Here is a 17,002-nt window from a genome sequence, read left to right as displayed (position 1 = left end):
TCGGCTCGGTCAGACATCCTGTCTGACTCGCCGCCGCGGCACATCCCTGTGCCGCTCTCCGCCAATCCCCGGCCACGCTGCCGCCTCGGCGAGTCGTTTCCGTGACGTTGATCGACGAAAAACGACAGCCGATTCAGTGGTCGATTTTTGGTGCAAATCATCCGCCAAGGTCGCCGCACGTCTTCTGGACCTTCGACTTCGTAGCTCCCAGACACACCGCCCAGATGCCAACTACTCAGAAGTGCGCGGTTTCTAGTGCTCTCAATCCGCTGCCTTCAAGAGGGATGCGAAGAGGCCCCTGCCTCATTAGGCGGGGCAACGACCAAAGCTAGGTCGGGCATGCCATGCGGCAGTGGCTGCTCTCCGTTCCGCCAACACAGGAACATTCGAGAGTGGTCCGCGGGCGCCGGGGCAGGACCTTACACGACAGGGCGCGGGTAAGAGTCCCCATGGCTGGGTTCACGGCGTGTCCTGCCTCGGCGCCCGCGGGCCGCTGGCACGCATGAAACAAGGCGCCTGCCAGCAGCCTTTCCTCAACCAAAGTGAAAGCGCCAGCAAACCGGGCTTTCCTCATTAAAAACCAAAGCGCCAACTGATCAGCTGTCCTCAGCTATTCAGCTTTCCCGGCAACCTGGCTTCCAAGCCGCTGGAGACAGCGGCCAGAGAATCAGGCCGCACGCACCTGCCGCACGATCGCCGCCGCCTTGGCCGAGCTCTCCTTGACCTTGTCCCACTGGCCCTGCGCCAGCCAGTCCTTGGGCACCATCCACGAGCCGCCGATGCACAGCACGTTCGGCTGCGACAGGAACTCGGCCGCGTTGGCCTCGCTGATGCCGCCGGTGGGGCATAGCTTGAGTTCGGACAGCGGGCCGGCCAGGCCCTTGAGCATCTGCAAGCCGCCCACGGCGGTGGCCGGGAACAGCTTGCACACGCGGAAGCCCAGGCCCATCAGGGTCAGCAGCTCGGTCGGCGTGGCCGCGCCGGGCACGGCGGGGATCGGCGCGTCGGCAAGCAGGCGCGCCAGCGGCGCCGGCGTGCCGGGGGTGACCAGGAAGTCGGCACCGGCATCCACCGACTGACGCAGTTGCAGCTCGCTCAGCACGGTGCCGGCGCCGATCACGATGTTGGGCAGCTCGCGCTTGAGCATCGCCAGCGCTTCGATCGCAATCGGGGTGCGCAGGGTCAGTTCGATCGCGGGCAGGCCGCCTTCGAGCAGCGCATCGGCCACGCGGCGCGCCTGGTCCAGCGTGTCCACGGTGACCACCGGCAGGATGCCGGCATCGCGCAGCAGCTGTTCGGCGGTGTTCTGGGTCTGGGCAATCGTCATTGCAACTCCGTTAGACGGCGACCGCGGGGCGGTCGCGCAGAGGGAAGGGGAATCAGGCGTCCTTGGACTCGTGCGGTGCGGCGGCGGCGGCTGCATCGGCACCCAGTTCGTACTCGGCGTCGTAGCTCCACAGCGCACCGTCCGGACGGGTCGGGCCGCAGGAAATCGAGATGGCGCCCTGGTCGGCCGGGCCAACCACCTGGCGGTTGATGGCGAACAGGTTGCGCCCCAGATCGTTGCCCGCCACCGAGGTGTTGGGTGCGACCTCGCGCGATGCCCACTCTTCGGCCGAGACCAGCACTTCCAGCGTGCCGGCTTCGCCGTCCAGGCGCACGATGTCGCCTTCGCGCACGCGCCCGATCGGACCGCCGCGTGCGGCCTCTGGCGTCATATGGATCGCCGCCGGGAACTTGCCCGACGCACCGGACAGACGGCCGTCGGTGACCAAGGCCACGCGTCGGCCCTGGTTCTGCAACAGGCCCAGCAACGGCGCCATCGAATGCAGTTCCGGCATGCCGTTGGCACGCGGGCCCTGGTAACGCAGCACCACCACGAAATCGTGCGGCAGCACGCCGGCGGCATGCAGCTTGTTGAGCACCTGCGGTGTATCGATCACCACTGCCGGCGCTTCGATCGTACGGTGCTGCGGCTTGACCGCCGACAACTTGATCAGCGAACGGCCCAGGTTGCCGCGCAGCAGGCGCAGGCCCCCCTGCGATTCGAATGCGGCGCTGACCGGCCGCGCCACGCTGTCGTCGGCGGTGGTTGCAGTGCCGGGCACGTAGACGACCTTGCCGTCCTGCAGGCGCGGCTCGTTGGCGTAGGCGCGCATGCCGCCTTCGACCACGGTGGGCAGGTCGTCGTGCATCAGCCCGGCGTCCATCAGCTCGCGGAACACGAAGGCAGTGCCGCCCGCGGCCTGGAAGCGGTTCACGTCGGCTTCGCCGTTGGGGTAGATGCGGGTCAGCAGCGGCACGGTCTGCGAGATCAGATCCATGTCGTCCCAGGTCAGCACGATGCCGGCCGCACGCGCCACCGCAATCCAGTGGATGGTGTGATTGGTCGAACCACCGGTGGCCATCAGCGCGACCACGGCATTGACGATGGCACGCTCGTCGATCAGGCGACCGAACGGACGGAAGTCCTGGCCCAGCGCAGAAATTGCCAGCGCACGCGCGGTGCCCTCACGGGTCAGCGCATCGCGCAACTGCAGCTCCGGGTTGACGAACGAGGCACCGGGCAGCTGCACGCCCATCGCCTCGAGCAACACCTGGTTGGAATTGGCGGTGCCGTAGAAGGTGCAGGTGCCGGGCGAGTGATACGAGGACGACTCGGCTTCCAGCAGTTCGGCGCGGGTGGCTTCGCCGGCGGCGTAGCGCTCGCGCACTTCGGCCTTCTGCTTGTTCGGAATGCCGGGCGTCATCGGGCCGGCCGGCATGAACAGCGCCGGCAGATGCCCGAACGCCAGCGCGCCGATCAGCAGGCCTGGCACGATCTTGTCGCACACGCCCAGGTACACCACGCTGTCGAACATGTCGTGGCTGAGGCCGATCGCCGCGGCCTGGGCGATATTGTCGCGCGAGAACAGCGACAGCTCCATGCCGGCGCGGCCCTGGGTCACGCCGTCGCACATCGCCGGCACGCCGCCGGCCACCTGCGCGGTGGCACCGAGCGTACGCGCGGTGTCGCGGATCAGCTGCGGGTAATGCTCGAACGGCTGATGTGCCGACAGCATGTCGTTGTAGGCGGTGATGATGCCCAGGTTGGGCGTGGCCGCACCGCGCAGGCGCGACTTGTCGGTCGGCTCGGACGCGGCGAAACCATGCGCCAGGTTGCCGCAGCTCAAACGGCTACGGAACGGACCCTCGCGCAGGGCGGCATCAAGACCGGCCAGATACGCCGCGCGCGACGGCGCGCTGCGCTTGCGGATACGGTCGGTGACAGCTTGGATGTTCGGATGCAGGCTCATTGGCTACCGGCTATGAGAAACGGGGGGAAGAAAGTAAGCACGCTCTTTTTGATACCCGCACAAGGATGTGCGGGCTCTTGCGAGGGACTCGCACAACATCGGCTGTTGCGAGGGACTGGCACCTAAGCACACCAATGAACCCGCAATTTCGGGCCCGGGGGCTGCAGCGCCACGCGGATCGGATACTCGCTGACATCGTCACCGGCCAATGCAGCCTGCAGCACGTCCAGCTTCTGCTTGCCGCGCAACAGCAGCAGGCGGGTCGGGATGGTGGCCAACCCGGCCGGTGTCAGCGTGATCCGCAGCGGCCACTGATTCGCGCCGGGGCAGCCGGTGGCATCCAGCGACGCGTAGGGCTGCGGGCTGGACAGTGCCTTGCTCAGGTCGGTCGAGCCCGGAAACAGCGAGGCGGTGTGTCCGTCGCCGCCCATGCCCAGCACCGCCAGGCACGCAGGCTCGGCGTGCCTGGCCTGCAGGTTCGCGGTGTGCACGCACTCGGGCAACTGCTTGCCCGGGCGCACCAGCGGGATGAAGGTCGCCGCCGATGCGTGAGTCAGAAAGCTGTGATTGACCAGCCAGGCGTTGCTGTCCTGATCCTGCGGCGAGAGCCAGCGCTCATCGACCAGGCCCACTTCCACCCGCGACCAGTCCAGCGGGCGGTGGGCGAGCGATTCGTACACCGGCGCCGGGGTGGTGCCGCCGGACAGCAGCATGCGCGCCTGGCCGCGGCGCGAAATCTCCTGTTCCAGCAGGTCGGCCATTTCGCTGGCCACCGCCTCGGTCCATTCGGCGGGGTCTTCGTAGCGCACCAGTGTGATGCGCGGATTGTCCTGCAGGTTCATCGCTGCTCCCCTGGATGCTGACGCTGCGCATCCACCGCATAGGCGGCGGCGCCGAGCAGGCCGGCATGCGGGTGCATGACCGCCAGCGACGGCACCCGCGACATGATCGCGGAGAAGCGTCCCTTGTGTTCGAAGCGCTGGCGGAAGCCGGAATGCTGCAGCGAATCCAGCACCTTGGGCACCAGCCCGCCGGTGAGGAATACGCCGTCCCAGGCGCCCTGCATCAACACCATATCGCCGGCGATCGCACCGAAGATGGCGCAGAACAGATCGATGGTGCGCGACGAGCGCGGGTCGCCCGCCGCCGCACGCGCGGTGATGTCCTTGGGCTGCAGCGGGCCCGGGTCGACCCCGGCGATCTCGCTGAGCGCGCGATGGATGTTGACCAGGCCCGGGCCGCAGATCAGGCGCTCGTTGGAGACCCGGCCGAACTGCTCGGAAAGGATCTCCAGGATGCGGATCTCCTCCGGCGTGCCGGGCGGAAAGCTGACGTGGCCACCTTCGGTTTCCAGCGGAAAGCAACGCCCGTTGCGGATGATCAGCCCACCCACGCCCAACCCGGTGCCCGGGCCGATCACGCCGTAGTTGCGCGGCTGATCGATCGGCGCCGGCCGCCAGCTGGCGCCGCCGACCTGCACCACGTCCTGCGGGCGCAGCAGGCTGATCGCCATGGCCTGCGCGGCGAAGTCGTTGATCAGGTGCAGGGTGCTGAAGCCCAGCATCGCCGCGGTGCGCGAGCGCGAGATCACCCACGGATGGTTGGTGATGCGCGCCTCGTCGCCGTCCACGCGGCCGGCCACGGCGAACACGCCCTGGGTGGCCTGCACACCGATCTGGTCGAGGTAATAGCGCGCGGCTTCGCCGAGCGAGCCGAAATCGACCACCGCAAATTCGCGCGAGGTGTCATCCAGCAGCGGCACCGAGGCGTCGACGTCGGCCAGCGCGAAGCGCGCATTGGTTCCGCCGATATCGGCAACCAGCACCGGCTTGGAAGGAGCGGTCATGCGGTGTGTCCCTGTGCGTCGGTGGCCGGGGGCAGGAAGGGCGCCGCGGCATCGGGGCCCCAGCTGCCGGCCGGGTAGGGCTGCAGCGGCAGCTGCGCGTCTTTCCACGCATCGCTGACGCTGTCGATCCACGACCAGGCGGCCTTGACCTCGTCGTCGCGTACGAACAGCGCCGGGTTGCCGTTGAAGGCATCCACGAACAGGCGCTCGTAGGCGATGCGGCGGTGCAGGCCGGTCGGCACCGACAGTTCCAGTTCCAGCGGCTGCAGTTCGATCGCACCCCATTCCGGGCCGGCCAGGCTGCTCATCAGGCCGAGCTCGATGTTTTCCTGCGGCTGCAGCTGGAAGGTCAGGCGGTTGGGCACCGCGTTTTGCCGGTCCGGGCGCTCGAACAGCCAATGCGTCACCGGCTTGAGCGTGACCACGATGCGGGTGGAACGCTCGGCCAGACGCTTGCCGGTGCACAGGTGGAACGGCACCCCGGCCCAGCGCCAGTTGTCGATATGCGCGGTCACCGCGACGAAGGTTTCCACGTCGCTGCCTTCCGGCGGGTGATAGGCCTGCGCCGGCTGGCCGTTGATGCTGCCGGCGGTGTAGCGGCCACGCACGCTGTCGTGGGCGGCATGCTCGGCGGTCATCGGGCGCAGCGCGCGCAGCACCTTGACCTTCTCGTCGCGGATGCGATCGGCTTCGAGCGAGGCCGGCGGCTCCATCGCCACCAGGCACAGCAACTGCAGGATGTGACTCTGCACCATGTCGCGCAGCGCGCCGGAGCGTGCGTAGTAGGCGTCGCGCCCATCCACGCCTTCGCTTTCGGCCACCAGGATCTGCACCGACTCGATGTAGGTACGGTTCCACACCGCTTCCAGCAACGTATTGCCGAAGCGCAGGGCGATCAGGTTCTGCACCGCCGCCTTGCCCAGGTAATGGTCCAGGCGGAACACGCGGTCTTCGTCGATCAGCGCGCCGATCGACTGCAGGATCTCGCGGGCGCTGTCCGAGTCGTGGCCGATCGGCTTTTCCAGCATCAGCCGGTGCGGCGCGGCCAGCGCGCCGCCCAGGGCCAGGCCCTGGCAGGTGCTGATGTACAGGCCCGGCGGAATCGCCAGGTAGCTCACGCACTGGCGGCTGGCCAGCTCGCGTACGGCATTGGCCACCGACTCGGCATCGCGCAGATCCACCGAGCGATAGTCGACCCGCTGCAGCAGCGTTTCGATCTGCTCGGGCGTGGCGATCGGCAGCGCGGCGGCCAGGCGCGGGCGCAGGACCTCACGGAATGCGTCGGTGTCGTGCGGCGACAACGCCAGCGCACGGATACGGAAATCCTCCGGCAGCAGGCCATCGACGAACAATCGCAGCAGGGAGGGAAAGAGATAGCGCTGGGCGAGATCGCCGGTGGCGCCGAACAGGATCAGGGTGTTGTGCATGGACCGAATTTCAGATTCTGGAGACATCGTGATCAGCAGCTGGTCGGAAAGGCGCCGGACAGCCGGCGGTCGGTATGTCTGTTCCTGAGCGACACTGGCGTGCGCGCAGCGGGGGATGGACGCGTACGCCCAATCCCCGATTGTTGCAGCAAGTGGCCGTCAGCAGTTAGCGCCGCGGCGGTTGACCTGCACATGCGTGGCCGAATGGCGGGCCTTGCACGGTAGGCTGCACCGCTTGAGGCAGCGGCTTGGGTCGGTGGCGGCATGGTCCCTCCCGAGATCGATGTTGCCATGTGAAAACGATTACATGTCAGAATAAACCAATGCATTCGTTTGCAGGAAATTTCCTTGCAGGCGCATGCGGCGTCACCGCCGTCGGGAGGGCCGAGGGCAGGGCGCACAACTTACGTTGAGGCCGAAGATGGCGAAAGTGCAGTTGGAAGGTGTCCGCAAGGTCTACGAGAACGGCCAGGTCGCGGTGCAGGGTGCGAGCTTCGAGGTCGCCGATGGCGAATTGATGGTGCTGGTCGGTCCGTCCGGCTGCGGCAAGTCGACCCTGTTGCGCATGATCGCCGGGCTCGAGGACATCAGTGCCGGCACGCTGAAGATCGGCGAGCGCGTGGTCAACGATGTGGCTCCCAAGGACCGCGACATCGCCATGGTGTTCCAGAGCTATGCGCTCTACCCGCACATGACCGTGGCTGAGAACCTGGCCTTCGGGCTCAAGCTGCGCGGCCACCCCAAGCAGGTCATCGCCGAGCGCGTCAACAACGCCGCCGAGCTGCTGGGGCTGACCCCGATGCTCGACAAGCTGCCCAAGGCGATGTCCGGCGGCCAGCGTCAGCGCGTGGCGCTGGGGCGGGCGATGGTGCGCGAGTCGTCGGTGTTCCTGCTCGACGAGCCGCTGTCCAATCTGGATGCCAAGCTGCGCCACAGCGTGCGTACCGAGATCGCGCAGCTGCATCGCAAGCTCGGCACCACGATGATCTACGTCACCCACGATCAGGTCGAGGCGATGACGCTGGGCCAGCGCATTGTGGTGCTCAAGGATGGGGTGATCCAACAGATCGACAGCCCGATGGCGCTGTACGACCGCCCGGCCAATCTGTTCGTGGCCGGATTCCTCGGCAGCCCGGCGATGAACGTGCTGCAGGGGCGCCTGGATGAGCAGGACGGCCTGCATCTGGTCATGGCCGATGGCTGGCGTGTGCCGCTGGGTGCGGCGCGGGTCGAGCGCAGCTGGTTCGGTCGCGAGGTGATCGTCGGCGTGCGTCCGGAGCACCTGCAGCCGTCAAACGATGCCGCGCTGGGCTTTGACGCGCGTATCGACGTGATCGAGCCGGTCGGCAACGAGATCTTCCTCAACCTCGACCGTGGCGGCCAGCCGCTGGTGATCCGGGTCGCACCGCAGGCCCTGCCGGCGGTGGGAGAGCAGCTGCGCCTGGCACTGCGCAGCGAGGCGCTGCACTTCTTCGACCCGGCCAGCGGCGAACGGCTGGCGCTGGCCTAACGCGCCAGTCCCTGCACGAACGCAAGCGGGCGGGCGGCATGCGCGCCCGCCTGCAGCACGGCGTCGGCCTCCAGGGTCAGCTCCAGCGGCAGCACCGCCAGTGCAAGATCGCCCGCCACGCTGACCAGCGTGCCAACGGTGGCATCCCCCAGCAGCACGGCCTGGCCCGCCTCGGCCAGCGCATCGCTGCCAACGGCATCAACCTGCAGCAGCTGCAGCGCACGCTTGGCCTTGCCCAGAAAATGCGTACGCGCCACGATCTCCTGGCCCGGGTAGCAGCCCTTTTTGACGCTGAAGGCCTGCAGGCGATCCAGCGCCAGCTGCTGCGGCGTCCACTGCTCGCGTTGCGCATCGGGCAGGCGCGCCAGCCCCAGTTGCAGGTCCGTACGGCGCCACTCGGCGTCGATGCGCGGTACTTCGATAGGCGTGGCCAATGCCTCATCGTTCGCCAGCAACATCAGCGTGCGCGGCAGGTCAGGGCTGCCCAGGTCCAATTCGATACGCTGCGTTCCGATATCGGCCTGCGCGCCCTGGGCGCGCGCGGGCGCGGCAAGGCCGCCAAACGCCGAAAGCGCCGCCACGCCGATCTTGAGCTTGCGTCGGAACACAAAGCGGCCGAGTTGCGTTGCGATCTCGGCCGCATTGCCATCGGGCAACAGCATCAGCAGGTGTGTGTCGTCCTCACGCAGGAGTGCGAAGATGGCGATCACGCGCCCCTTTGCCGTCAACCACGCATTCCACTGCCACTGCCCGATCGCCAGCGCCTGTACGTCGTTGGCAAATTGCGCATGCGCGAACGCCACTGCATCCGTCCCGATCAAGCGGACGTATTGCATGTCGTGCAGGGAGCCAAAACCCTGTGGAATAAGATTCAGGTTGTCAGCCATGGAAGGGGAGGACTAAAATCGCAACGTTGTGAGACCACTATGATAGGCCATCCAACCCCCACCCCAGCGCAGGATTCCGAGACGCAGCCTTCCCCTCAGGAGACGATTCCCGAGAAGAAGCCACTGCCGAAGGAAATTGGTGGACGCGACGGCCCCGAGCCAACGCGCTACGGCGACTGGGAAAAAAATGGACGCTGCATCGATTTTTGAGCAGCTTCTAGCCACAGCGGCCTAGTGCCGCCCAGCCGAGAAAACGAGCCCAGCGAATGGCGATCCGCGAACGTCCCACTTCTCCACATCTGCAGGTATATCGCTGGCAGATCCAGATGGCGACCTCGATCCTGCATCGAGCCACCGGCGTCATCCTTTCCGGAGGCGCGCTGGTCATCGCCGTCTCGCTGCTGTTGCTGATGCTCGGCGAGGACCACTGGAATTGCCTCACCCAGCAGCTGGGCGCCTGGTACGGCCAGTTGTTCCTGTTCGCCTGGTCCTGGGCATTTACCTATCACCTGGCCAACGGCATCCGCCACATCGTCCAGGATTTCGGCCACGGCTTCAGCATTCCCGCCTTCATCCGCAGCAGCTGGACATCGGTGATCGCCAGCCTGGTGCTGACCGCTGCGATCTGGGCCTATGTCCTGACCGGAGTTTCTGCATGAGCCGCTATCGCACCCCATTGAAGAATGTGCGCGGTCTGGGCGCGGCCAAGACAGGCACCGAACATTTCGTGATGCAGCGGCTGACCGCCACAGCCCTGGTCGTGCTGGCGATCTGGTTCGTGGCGTTCGTGCTGAGCCTGCTCGGTTCCGACTACATGACTGCAGTCGCTGCCGTGTCCAAACCGTGGAACGCCGTGCTGCTGGTCGGTTTCCTGGTGGCGATGTTCTGGCATGCGCAGCTTGGCCTGCAGGTCGTGCTCGAGGACTACATCCACAATTCGTTGCTGGCGCTGGCGTTGCAGACGACAGTGAAGTTCGTCGCCGTGCTTGGCGCGATCGTCAGCATTTTCGCAGTGGCGCGCATCGCGCTGGGCGGTGCCTGAGTCATCGGGCACACAGAACAGGAATCCAGATTAGATGTCCGCTTACAAGATCACTGAACACAAGTACGACATGGTCGTGGTGGGCGCCGGCGGCGCTGGCCTGCGCGCCACGTTCGGCCTGGCCCAGAAGGGCCTGCAGACGGTCTGCCTGACCAAGGTCTTCCCGACCCGCTCGCATACCGTGGCGGCGCAGGGTGGCATCTCGGCCGCGCTCGGCAACATGGGCGAAGACGACTGGCGCTACCACTTCTACGACACCATCAAGGGCTCGGACTGGCTGGGCGACCAGGACGCGATCGAGTACATGTGCCGCGAGGCGATTCCGGCCATTATCGAGCTCGAGCACTACGGCGTGCCGTTCTCGCGGACCGAAGAGGGCAAGATCTACCAGCGCCCGTTCGGCGGCATGACCACCAAGTACGGCGAAGGCCCGTCCGCACAGCGCACCTGCGCGGCGGCCGACCGTACCGGTCACGCAATGTTGCACACGCTGTATCAGCAGTCGCTGGCGCATAACGCACGCTTCATGATCGAGTACTTCGCACTCGACCTGATCTTCGACGAGGAGGGCGTCTGCCGTGGTGTGCTGGCGCTGGACATGGCCGATGGCAGCTTGCATCTGTTCCGCGCCCACGGCGTGGTGCTGGCCACCGGCGGCTATGGCCGTGCCTACTTCAGCGCCACCTCCGCCCACACCTGTACCGGTGACGGCGGCGGCCTGGTGATGCGTGCCGGCCTGCCGGTGCAGGACATGGAGTTCGTGCAGTTCCATCCCACCGGTATCTACGGTGCGGGCTGCCTGATCACCGAGGGCGTGCGTGGCGAAGGCGGCATCCTGCGCAACAGCAACGGCGAGCGCTTCATGGAGCGCTACGCGCCGCATTACAAGGATCTGGCGTCGCGCGACGTGGTATCGCGTTCGATGACCGTGGAGATCCGCGAAGGCCGTGGCGTCGGCGAGCACAAGGATCACATCCTGCTCGACCTGACCCACCTCGGCCCGGAAGTCATCAACGAGAAGCTGCCCGGCATCGCCGAGAGCGCGCACATCTTTGCCGGTGTGGACGTGACCAAGCAGCCGATTCCGGTGTTGCCGACCGTGCACTACAACATGGGCGGCATTCCGACCAACTTCTACGGCGAAGTCGTGCGCAAGCAGGGCGACAACCCGGATGCGGTCGTGCCGGGCCTGTACGCGATCGGCGAAGCGGCCTGCGTGTCGGTGCACGGTGCCAACCGCCTGGGTTCCAACTCGCTGCTGGATCTGGTGGTGTTCGGCCGTGCGGTGGCAAACCGCTGCGCCGAGACGGTCAAGCCCAACCAGCCGCACAAGACGCTGCCGTCCGATGCCTGCGACAAGGCGCTGGGCCTGCTGGACAAGCTGCGCTACGCCAACGGCTCCACGCCGACTTCGGTGATCCGCGACAACATGCAGCGCACCATGCAGTCGGACGCAGCCGTGTTCCGTACCAGCAAGACCCTGAAAGAGGGTGTCGACAAGATGGCCGAGATCTTCGCCAGCTTCGAGGACGTCAAGGTCTCGGACCGCTCGCTGGTGTGGAATTCGGACCTGATCGAGACCTACGAGTTGAACAACCTGCTGCTCAATGCAGTGGCGACGATCAACTCGGCCGAGCAGCGGCATGAAAGCCGCGGCGCGCATTCGCATGAAGACTTCCCGGACCGCGACGATGTCAACTGGCAGAAGCATACGCTGGTCACCGTCGACGACAAGGGCAAGTGCGAGTTCGAATATCGTCCAGTGCACATGTATACGCTGAGCAAGGACGTGGACGTGGTCCCGCCGAAGCCGCGCGTTTACTGATCGATGCGCATGGATCGATCCGCTTTCGCATTGCCTCTGCTGGCCGGCCTGTCCGGGTACCGCAGCCGTGCACCGCGACAGCCGGATCGCCCCATGACGCAGGGGCAACGCCGGCACGCCGCCGGCGGTTGCGCCACCGCCTCGGCGGTGGCATCCGTCATCTTTACCTTCATGCGCACGGTGCGGTTGTCGTTCGCACCGCGCATCGCCTGAGCCAACGAGAGCAGCTATGGCAGAGTTCACCCTCCCCAAGAATTCAAAGATCGGCAAGGGCAAGCATTACCCTGCACAGGGCGCCAAGAACACGCGCACCTTCAAGGTCTACCGCTGGGATCCGGATGGCGAAGCCAACCCGCGTACCGACAGCTATGAGATCGATCTCGACAAGTGCGGCCCGATGGTGTTGGACGCGCTGATCAAGATCAAGAACGAGATCGACCCGACACTGGCGTTCCGCCGCTCCTGCCGCGAGGGCATCTGCGGCTCGTGCGCGATGAACATCGACGGCACCAATACGCTGGCCTGCACCAAGGCGATTGCCGCCTGCGGCAAGGCCGAGGTGCCGATCTATCCGCTGCCGCACATGAGCGTGATCAAGGACCTGGTGCCGGATCTGACGCACTTTTACGCGCAGTACGCGTCGATCAAGCCGTGGATCCGTACCCAGACCCCGCCGCCGCCGGATCGCGAGCGCCTGCAGTCGCCGGAAGACCGCCGCAAGCTCGATGGCCTGTACGAGTGCATCCTGTGCGCCTGCTGCTCGACCAGCTGCCCGAGCTACTGGTGGAATGGCGAGCGCTATCTGGGCCCGGCGATCCTGCTGCAGGCGTATCGCTGGATCATCGATTCGCGCGACGAGGACACCGGTGCGCGTCTGGACGACCTGGAAGACCCGTTCAAGCTGTATCGCTGCCACACCATCATGAACTGCGCGCGGACCTGCCCCAAGGGCCTGAACCCGGCGCTGGCGATTGCCGAAATCAAGAAGCTGATGATGGCGCGTCGCGCCTGATCGCAGGGCAATGCGGCCCGCGTTGGCGGGGAGATGGTTCACAGCGGCACCGGCCCTTGGTCTGGTGCCGCTGTCGTTTTCGGCGCCGGCAAGGCGAGCTGGAGAGTGAGATGGATGAAGAAACCCTGTTGAAGAAACTGCGCTGGCGTTGCCGGCGCGGCATGCGCGAGCTCGATCAATTGTTCGGGCGCTATCTGGATCAACGCTGGGCGCAGGCTTCCGAATCCGAGCGCGCGGTTTTCCTACAGCTGCTGGATTGCGAAGACGATAAGTTGTGGCGCTGGTTCATGGGATACGAGGCCTGCCCCGATGCCGTCAACGCCGCACTCATCGCCGATATTCGCGCCATGCCGGCTTGAATGGCGGCCCTCGCGCGGACTTGCTTGCGCGCTGGGCGTGCTGAGCGCGCTCGCGTTGGGGGCGCTCTGGCGGAGCGGGGCACCGCCATGGCTGGCGATGCTGTTGTCCGTCTATACGGTGTTGACCGGTGGACGATCGCTGCGCCTGCTGTTGCGCTCGTCAGCACGGGAAGTGATCGTGCCCTGGAGCGAAACGCCTGCCAGCGTTGACGGTGTGCAGGTGCAGGGCCTGCAGGTGGCGTGGCGCGGGCCGATCGCGGTGGTGGCGTGGACCGGCCTGGATGCACGTCGCCAACGCCTGCTTTTCTGGCCGGATACCTTGCCCGCAGCGCAGCGACGTGAACTGCGTCTGGCCGCTCAGGCACACGCCATTTCGTCCCGGCGGCCGCAAGTGGCACCATAGCGTCCCTTTCCTGGTTGAACCGCATGTTCAAACCTATCCCGGTTGCCATCGGCTTGCGCTACCTGCGTGCCAAGCGGCGCAATGGCTTCATCTCGTTTATCTCGATGGCATCGATCCTGGGCATTGCCCTGGGCGTGACCGTGCTGATCACCACGCTGGCGGTGATGAGCGGTTTCCAGAAGGAAATCCGCGACCGCCTGCTGCAGATGGCCGCGCATGCCACGGTCAGTGCGGATGGCGCGCCGATGCACGACTGGCAACATGCAGTCGAGGTCGCCATGGCCGATCCGCGCATCGCCGGTGCCGCGCCCTACATCGAAACCGAATCGCTGCTGCAGGGCCCGCGCAAGCAGCCGGCGATCGTGCGCGGCATTGTTCCTGCCGAAGAGGGCAAGGTATCGGTACTGGCCAAGAAGATGCAGCAGGGGTCGGTCGACAGCCTGACCCCGGGCTCCTACAACATCGTCATCGGCAAGGAGCTGGCGCTGTGGCTGGGCGTGGACATGGGCGACAGCATCGTGGTGCTGCTCAGCGATACCCAGGCCACGCCGCTGGGCGCGATGCCGCGGCTCAAGCGCTTCACCGTCAGCGGAATCTTCGAGGCGGGCTACAACGAGATCGACCGCGGCCTGGCCGTGGTCAACATGCAGGACCTGGCGCGCGTGTTGCGCATGGACGGCGTCACCGGCGTGCGGCTGCGCCTGCACGACATGGATCAGGCCTGGCCGGTGGCGCGCGATCTGGCGGTGAAGTTGCATGGCCCGTACCGGGTCAGCGACTGGACCCAGGAGAACGCAAATCTCTACCACTCGTTGAAGATGGAAAAGACCGTGATGGGCATCCTGCTGTCGCTGATCGTGGCGATGGGCGCGTTCAACCTGGTGTCCTCGCAGGTCATGCTGGTCACCGACAAGCAGGCCGATATCGCCATCCTGCGCACCCTGGGCCTGTCGCCTGCGGGGGTGATGCAGGTGTTCATGGTGCAGGGTTCGTTGATCGGTTTCATGGGTACGATCATGGGCGTGATCGGCGGCATCGTGCTGACGCTCAACCTGGAACGCATCCTGGGCGTGATCGAGACCATCTTCAGCGTCAAGCTGCTGCCCGAGGATGTGTATTACATCACCGGCTTGCCGACCGACATGCAGACCCAGGACGTGGTGGTGATCACCGTCGTCGCGCTGGTGATGAGTTTCCTGGCGACCTTGTATCCGGCATGGCGCGCCTCGCGCACGCAGCCGGCGGAGGCGCTGCGTTATGAATGAGATCAGGGAATCGGCCGTGCAAACGCCAAACCAAGCAGAGGCGGTGATCCGCGCCGAGGGTCTGGGCAAGACCTACGCCGAGGGCAAGATGCGCACGCCGGTATTCGACGGCCTGGATCTGACCGTGGCGACCGGCGAAACCGTGGCCATTGTCGGCGCCTCGGGGGCGGGCAAGAGCACGCTGCTGCATCTGCTCGGCGGCTTGGACATTCCGACCTCGGGCGAGGTGTACGTGGCCGGACGGCGCATGTCGGCGTTGTCCGATGGCGAGCGCGGCAAGCTGCGCAATCAGGCCCTGGGTTTTGTGTACCAGTTCCATCATCTGCTGCCGGAATTCACCGCGCTGGAAAACGTGATGATGCCGGTACTGTTGTCCGGGAAAGAAGTGTCAGTGGCGCGGGCGCAGGCCTTGCAGTTGCTGGAATCGGTCGGGCTCGGACATCGCATCGAGCACAAGCCCAGCGAATTGTCCGGCGGCGAGCGTCAGCGTGCGGCGGTGGCGCGCGCACTGGTGAACAAGCCGGGCTGCGTGCTGGGCGATGAGCCCACCGGCAACCTGGACGACAAGACCGCCGAGACCGTGTTCGAACTGATGCTGGAACTCAATCGTGCGCAACGCACCAGTCTGGTCCTGGTGACGCACGATCGCAGCCTGGCGCGGCGCCTGGACCGCGTGCTCGAGCTGCATCAGGGCAAGCTGCGCGAACTGGCACCTTCTGCGGTGTGAGAAGCACTGCCTGGCCGCCGGAGTTCCTGGCGGCTGGGCGGCGGTGAACCCGCGATCTCAGATTGAAGATCCTGGGGCTGGTGGCGGGTGCATTCGCGTGATGCATCGACCGGCGTTCGCCACACATGCGCGTTCAGCACGCAATGCCCGCGCGTAGCATCGCGCCGATGCTCGCGGTGACAGGACGCGCGTTGACAGGAAGAACGGTCGCCGCCACGTGTGTGGCGACGACCCAACGCATCAGGGAATGATGCGCAGCGCGCGCAGGCGCGTGAACAGTTCCAGGAACGATGCACGGCTGTCGTAGAAATCCGTAAAGCCCAGTTCGCGGCTCTTGGTCATGTCGTTGACGCACTCGATCTCGCGGCCCAGGTCGGCATCGGTGTGCCACCAGGATGCTAATCGATTGACGTCGGCCTCCACCAGGCCATGCTGGCTCGCGATCTCGCTCCATATTGCCGGCGCGGTCTCGCTCAGGCGTGCCTCCAGCGGCTGCGGGGTCTCGGGGCAGGGCGCAGCGTCGAGCCCGAAGAAGTCGGCAATCTGGCTCCACATCCAGCGCCAGCGGAACACGTCGCCGTTGACGGTGTTGAAGGCCTGATTGCGTGCGGCCGGGCTCAGGCCGGCCCAGGCCAGCTGCTTGCCGAGCAGGCCGGCATCGGTCAGGTCGGTGAGGCTGTTCCACTGCGCCTGCGAGCCGGGAAACACGAACGGCTGGCCGGTGTGCTTGCACAGCGATGCATACACCGCCAGCGTCACGCCCATGTTCATCGCATTGCTGCCATTGGCCATGCCGATCATGGTGTGCGAGCGATGCACGCTCCAGCCAAAGCCATGCTGCTCGGCGTGTGCGAACAACAGGTCTTCCAGCGTGTAGTAGAAATTCTCGCCGGGCTGGCGCGGCTCGCTTTCGCGGAACGGCGTTTCCGCCTTGCCGCTGCCGTAGTTCTCGAACGCGCCCAGGTAATGCTTGGTACCGGTGACCAGCGCCATGTGCTGCAGCGGCGCATCGCTCAGCGCTTCGCACAGATGCCGCATCATCGCGCCGTTGGCTTCTACGTTCTCGCGCTCGGTGTCGCGCCGTGTCCAGGTGCAGAAGAACACGTGGGTGATCGGCAGGCCACGCAGCGCGGTGCTGGTGCTGTCGGCATCCAGCAGATCGGCCGCAAGCGGGATCACGCCGTCCTGAGGCATCGGGCGCCGTGCCAGGCCATAGACGGTCCAGCCATCGGCCACCAGGACATTGGCGAGGTTGTAACCGGAAATGCCGGTCACGCCGACAATCAGTGCAGTGCCTTTACGCATGGGGGAAGCTCCTCAGAAACAGTGGCGAACATAACGCGGCAGTCATGAAATCGAGGCGAATGCAGGCTGATACGGTTGCTGTGCGGCCAGCAAACGCT

General features: G+C 65.9%; 18 protein-coding genes. 11 read left to right on the top strand and 7 right to left on the bottom strand.

Annotation, left to right across the window (positions count from 1 at the left end; all coding sequences use genetic code 11):
- Positions 1-667: 667 nt before the first annotated feature.
- From GGR73_RS05845 to zwf, 5 genes are all read right to left on the bottom strand, one after another.
- The gene (locus tag GGR73_RS05845) at positions 668-1,327 is read right to left on the bottom strand and encodes a bifunctional 4-hydroxy-2-oxoglutarate aldolase/2-dehydro-3-deoxy-phosphogluconate aldolase (protein WP_102256618.1); all 660 of its coding nucleotides are present in this window, start codon (positions 1,325-1,327) and stop codon (positions 668-670) included.
- 52 nt (positions 1,328-1,379) lie between these two features.
- Complete coding sequence (gene edd / locus GGR73_RS05840) at positions 1,380-3,296, bottom strand: phosphogluconate dehydratase (protein WP_024938694.1); 1,917 nt, start codon at positions 3,294-3,296, stop codon at positions 1,380-1,382.
- 122 nt (positions 3,297-3,418) lie between these two features.
- On the bottom strand, positions 3,419-4,138 hold the full coding sequence (gene pgl / locus GGR73_RS05835; protein WP_184456011.1) for a 6-phosphogluconolactonase: 720 nt from the start codon (positions 4,136-4,138) through the stop codon (positions 3,419-3,421).
- Entirely contained in the window at positions 4,135-5,142 is a 1,008-nt protein-coding gene (gene glk / locus GGR73_RS05830) for a glucokinase (RefSeq protein ID WP_016902597.1), read from the bottom strand. The genes pgl and glk overlap by 4 nt, the downstream gene beginning before the upstream one ends.
- The gene (gene zwf, locus GGR73_RS05825; protein ID WP_104644413.1) at positions 5,139-6,569 is read right to left on the bottom strand and encodes a glucose-6-phosphate dehydrogenase; all 1,431 of its coding nucleotides are present in this window, start codon (positions 6,567-6,569) and stop codon (positions 5,139-5,141) included. The genes glk and zwf overlap by 4 nt, the downstream gene beginning before the upstream one ends.
- Positions 6,570-6,990: 421 nt before the next feature.
- Here zwf and GGR73_RS05820 point away from each other — a divergent pair, with 421 nt between their 5' ends.
- On the top strand, positions 6,991-8,079 hold the full coding sequence (locus tag GGR73_RS05820) for an ABC transporter ATP-binding protein (protein ID WP_024938691.1): 1,089 nt from the start codon (positions 6,991-6,993) through the stop codon (positions 8,077-8,079).
- Here the strand turns inward: GGR73_RS05820 and ygfZ are convergent.
- Positions 8,076-8,966 carry a CAF17-like 4Fe-4S cluster assembly/insertion protein YgfZ gene (gene ygfZ / locus GGR73_RS05815; RefSeq protein ID WP_184456010.1) on the bottom strand — a complete coding sequence of 297 codons (891 nt, stop codon included), beginning with the start codon at positions 8,964-8,966 and terminating at the stop codon, positions 8,076-8,078. The genes GGR73_RS05820 and ygfZ overlap by 4 nt on opposite strands.
- Here ygfZ and GGR73_RS05810 point away from each other — a divergent pair.
- From GGR73_RS05810 to lolD, 10 genes are all read left to right on the top strand, one after another.
- Complete coding sequence (locus GGR73_RS05810; protein ID WP_231110611.1) at positions 8,868-9,176, top strand: DUF1674 domain-containing protein; 309 nt, start codon at positions 8,868-8,870, stop codon at positions 9,174-9,176. The two genes, ygfZ and GGR73_RS05810, sit on opposite strands and share 99 nt — an antisense overlap.
- Positions 9,177-9,232: 56 nt before the next feature.
- Positions 9,233-9,625, top strand: coding sequence for a succinate dehydrogenase, cytochrome b556 subunit (gene sdhC / locus GGR73_RS05805; RefSeq protein ID WP_024938689.1), 393 nt, complete (start codon positions 9,233-9,235; stop codon positions 9,623-9,625).
- Positions 9,622-10,008: a succinate dehydrogenase, hydrophobic membrane anchor protein gene (gene sdhD / locus GGR73_RS05800; RefSeq protein ID WP_046964082.1), complete on the top strand. Its 387-nt coding sequence runs from the start codon at positions 9,622-9,624 to the stop codon at positions 10,006-10,008. Before sdhC ends, sdhD begins: the two co-directional genes overlap by 4 nt.
- A gap of 34 nt (positions 10,009-10,042) precedes the next feature.
- Positions 10,043-11,833 carry a succinate dehydrogenase flavoprotein subunit gene (gene sdhA, locus GGR73_RS05795; RefSeq protein WP_016902591.1) on the top strand — a complete coding sequence of 597 codons (1,791 nt, stop codon included), beginning with the start codon at positions 10,043-10,045 and terminating at the stop codon, positions 11,831-11,833.
- 3 nt (positions 11,834-11,836) lie between these two features.
- A complete protein-coding gene (locus tag GGR73_RS20200) occupies positions 11,837-12,046 on the top strand; it encodes a hypothetical protein (protein WP_211920119.1) in 210 nt (69 codons plus the stop codon).
- 16 nt (positions 12,047-12,062) lie between these two features.
- The gene (locus tag GGR73_RS05790; RefSeq protein ID WP_024938686.1) at positions 12,063-12,845 is read left to right on the top strand and encodes a succinate dehydrogenase iron-sulfur subunit; all 783 of its coding nucleotides are present in this window, start codon (positions 12,063-12,065) and stop codon (positions 12,843-12,845) included.
- Between the two features lie 110 nt (positions 12,846-12,955).
- A complete protein-coding gene (locus tag GGR73_RS05785) occupies positions 12,956-13,204 on the top strand; it encodes an FAD assembly factor SdhE (protein WP_016902588.1) in 249 nt (82 codons plus the stop codon).
- A complete protein-coding gene (locus GGR73_RS05780) occupies positions 13,155-13,607 on the top strand; it encodes a hypothetical protein (RefSeq protein ID WP_065047439.1) in 453 nt (150 codons plus the stop codon). Before GGR73_RS05785 ends, GGR73_RS05780 begins: the two co-directional genes overlap by 50 nt.
- A gap of 23 nt (positions 13,608-13,630) precedes the next feature.
- A complete protein-coding gene (locus tag GGR73_RS05775; RefSeq protein WP_054592953.1) occupies positions 13,631-14,872 on the top strand; it encodes a lipoprotein-releasing ABC transporter permease subunit in 1,242 nt (413 codons plus the stop codon).
- Positions 14,865-15,599 (top strand): lipoprotein-releasing ABC transporter ATP-binding protein LolD, encoded by a 735-nt coding sequence (gene lolD, locus GGR73_RS05770; protein WP_065031458.1) that lies wholly within the window; start codon positions 14,865-14,867, stop codon positions 15,597-15,599. Before GGR73_RS05775 ends, lolD begins: the two co-directional genes overlap by 8 nt.
- Before the next feature lie 240 nt (positions 15,600-15,839).
- Here lolD and GGR73_RS05765 read toward each other — a convergent pair whose 3' ends face one another.
- Complete coding sequence (locus GGR73_RS05765; RefSeq protein ID WP_184456008.1) at positions 15,840-16,904, bottom strand: SDR family oxidoreductase; 1,065 nt, start codon at positions 16,902-16,904, stop codon at positions 15,840-15,842.
- Between the last annotated feature and the right edge of the window lie 98 nt (positions 16,905-17,002).

It is taken from the genome of Xanthomonas sp. F14 (assembly GCF_014199865.1).
This window is presented reverse-complemented; position numbering and strand designations above follow the sequence as displayed.

Bases quoted from the DNA above. Each gene is read 5' to 3' on its own strand.
- GGR73_RS05845 (WP_102256618.1), bottom strand. From the start codon at position 1,327: ATGACGATTGCCCAGACCCAGAACACCGCCGAACAGCTGCTGCGCGAT.
- edd (WP_024938694.1), bottom strand. From the start codon at position 3,296: ATGAGCCTGCATCCGAACATCCAAGCTGTCACCGACCGTATCCGCAAG.
- pgl (WP_184456011.1), bottom strand. From the start codon at position 4,138: ATGAACCTGCAGGACAATCCGCGCATCACACTGGTGCGCTACGAAGAC.
- glk (WP_016902597.1), bottom strand. From the start codon at position 5,142: ATGACCGCTCCTTCCAAGCCGGTGCTGGTTGCCGATATCGGCGGAACC.
- zwf (WP_104644413.1), bottom strand. From the start codon at position 6,569: ATGCACAACACCCTGATCCTGTTCGGCGCCACCGGCGATCTCGCCCAG.
- GGR73_RS05820 (WP_024938691.1), top strand. From the start codon at position 6,991: ATGGCGAAAGTGCAGTTGGAAGGTGTCCGCAAGGTCTACGAGAACGGC.
- GGR73_RS05810 (WP_231110611.1), top strand. From the start codon at position 8,868: ATGCGCGAACGCCACTGCATCCGTCCCGATCAAGCGGACGTATTGCAT.
- ygfZ (WP_184456010.1), bottom strand. From the start codon at position 8,966: ATGGCTGACAACCTGAATCTTATTCCACAGGGTTTTGGCTCCCTGCAC.
- sdhC (WP_024938689.1), top strand. From the start codon at position 9,233: ATGGCGATCCGCGAACGTCCCACTTCTCCACATCTGCAGGTATATCGC.
- sdhD (WP_046964082.1), top strand. From the start codon at position 9,622: ATGAGCCGCTATCGCACCCCATTGAAGAATGTGCGCGGTCTGGGCGCG.
- sdhA (WP_016902591.1), top strand. From the start codon at position 10,043: ATGTCCGCTTACAAGATCACTGAACACAAGTACGACATGGTCGTGGTG.
- GGR73_RS20200 (WP_211920119.1), top strand. From the start codon at position 11,837: ATGCGCATGGATCGATCCGCTTTCGCATTGCCTCTGCTGGCCGGCCTG.
- GGR73_RS05790 (WP_024938686.1), top strand. From the start codon at position 12,063: ATGGCAGAGTTCACCCTCCCCAAGAATTCAAAGATCGGCAAGGGCAAG.
- GGR73_RS05785 (WP_016902588.1), top strand. From the start codon at position 12,956: ATGGATGAAGAAACCCTGTTGAAGAAACTGCGCTGGCGTTGCCGGCGC.
- GGR73_RS05780 (WP_065047439.1), top strand. From the start codon at position 13,155: ATGCCGTCAACGCCGCACTCATCGCCGATATTCGCGCCATGCCGGCTT.
- GGR73_RS05775 (WP_054592953.1), top strand. From the start codon at position 13,631: ATGTTCAAACCTATCCCGGTTGCCATCGGCTTGCGCTACCTGCGTGCC.
- lolD (WP_065031458.1), top strand. From the start codon at position 14,865: ATGAATGAGATCAGGGAATCGGCCGTGCAAACGCCAAACCAAGCAGAG.
- GGR73_RS05765 (WP_184456008.1), bottom strand. From the start codon at position 16,904: ATGCGTAAAGGCACTGCACTGATTGTCGGCGTGACCGGCATTTCCGGT.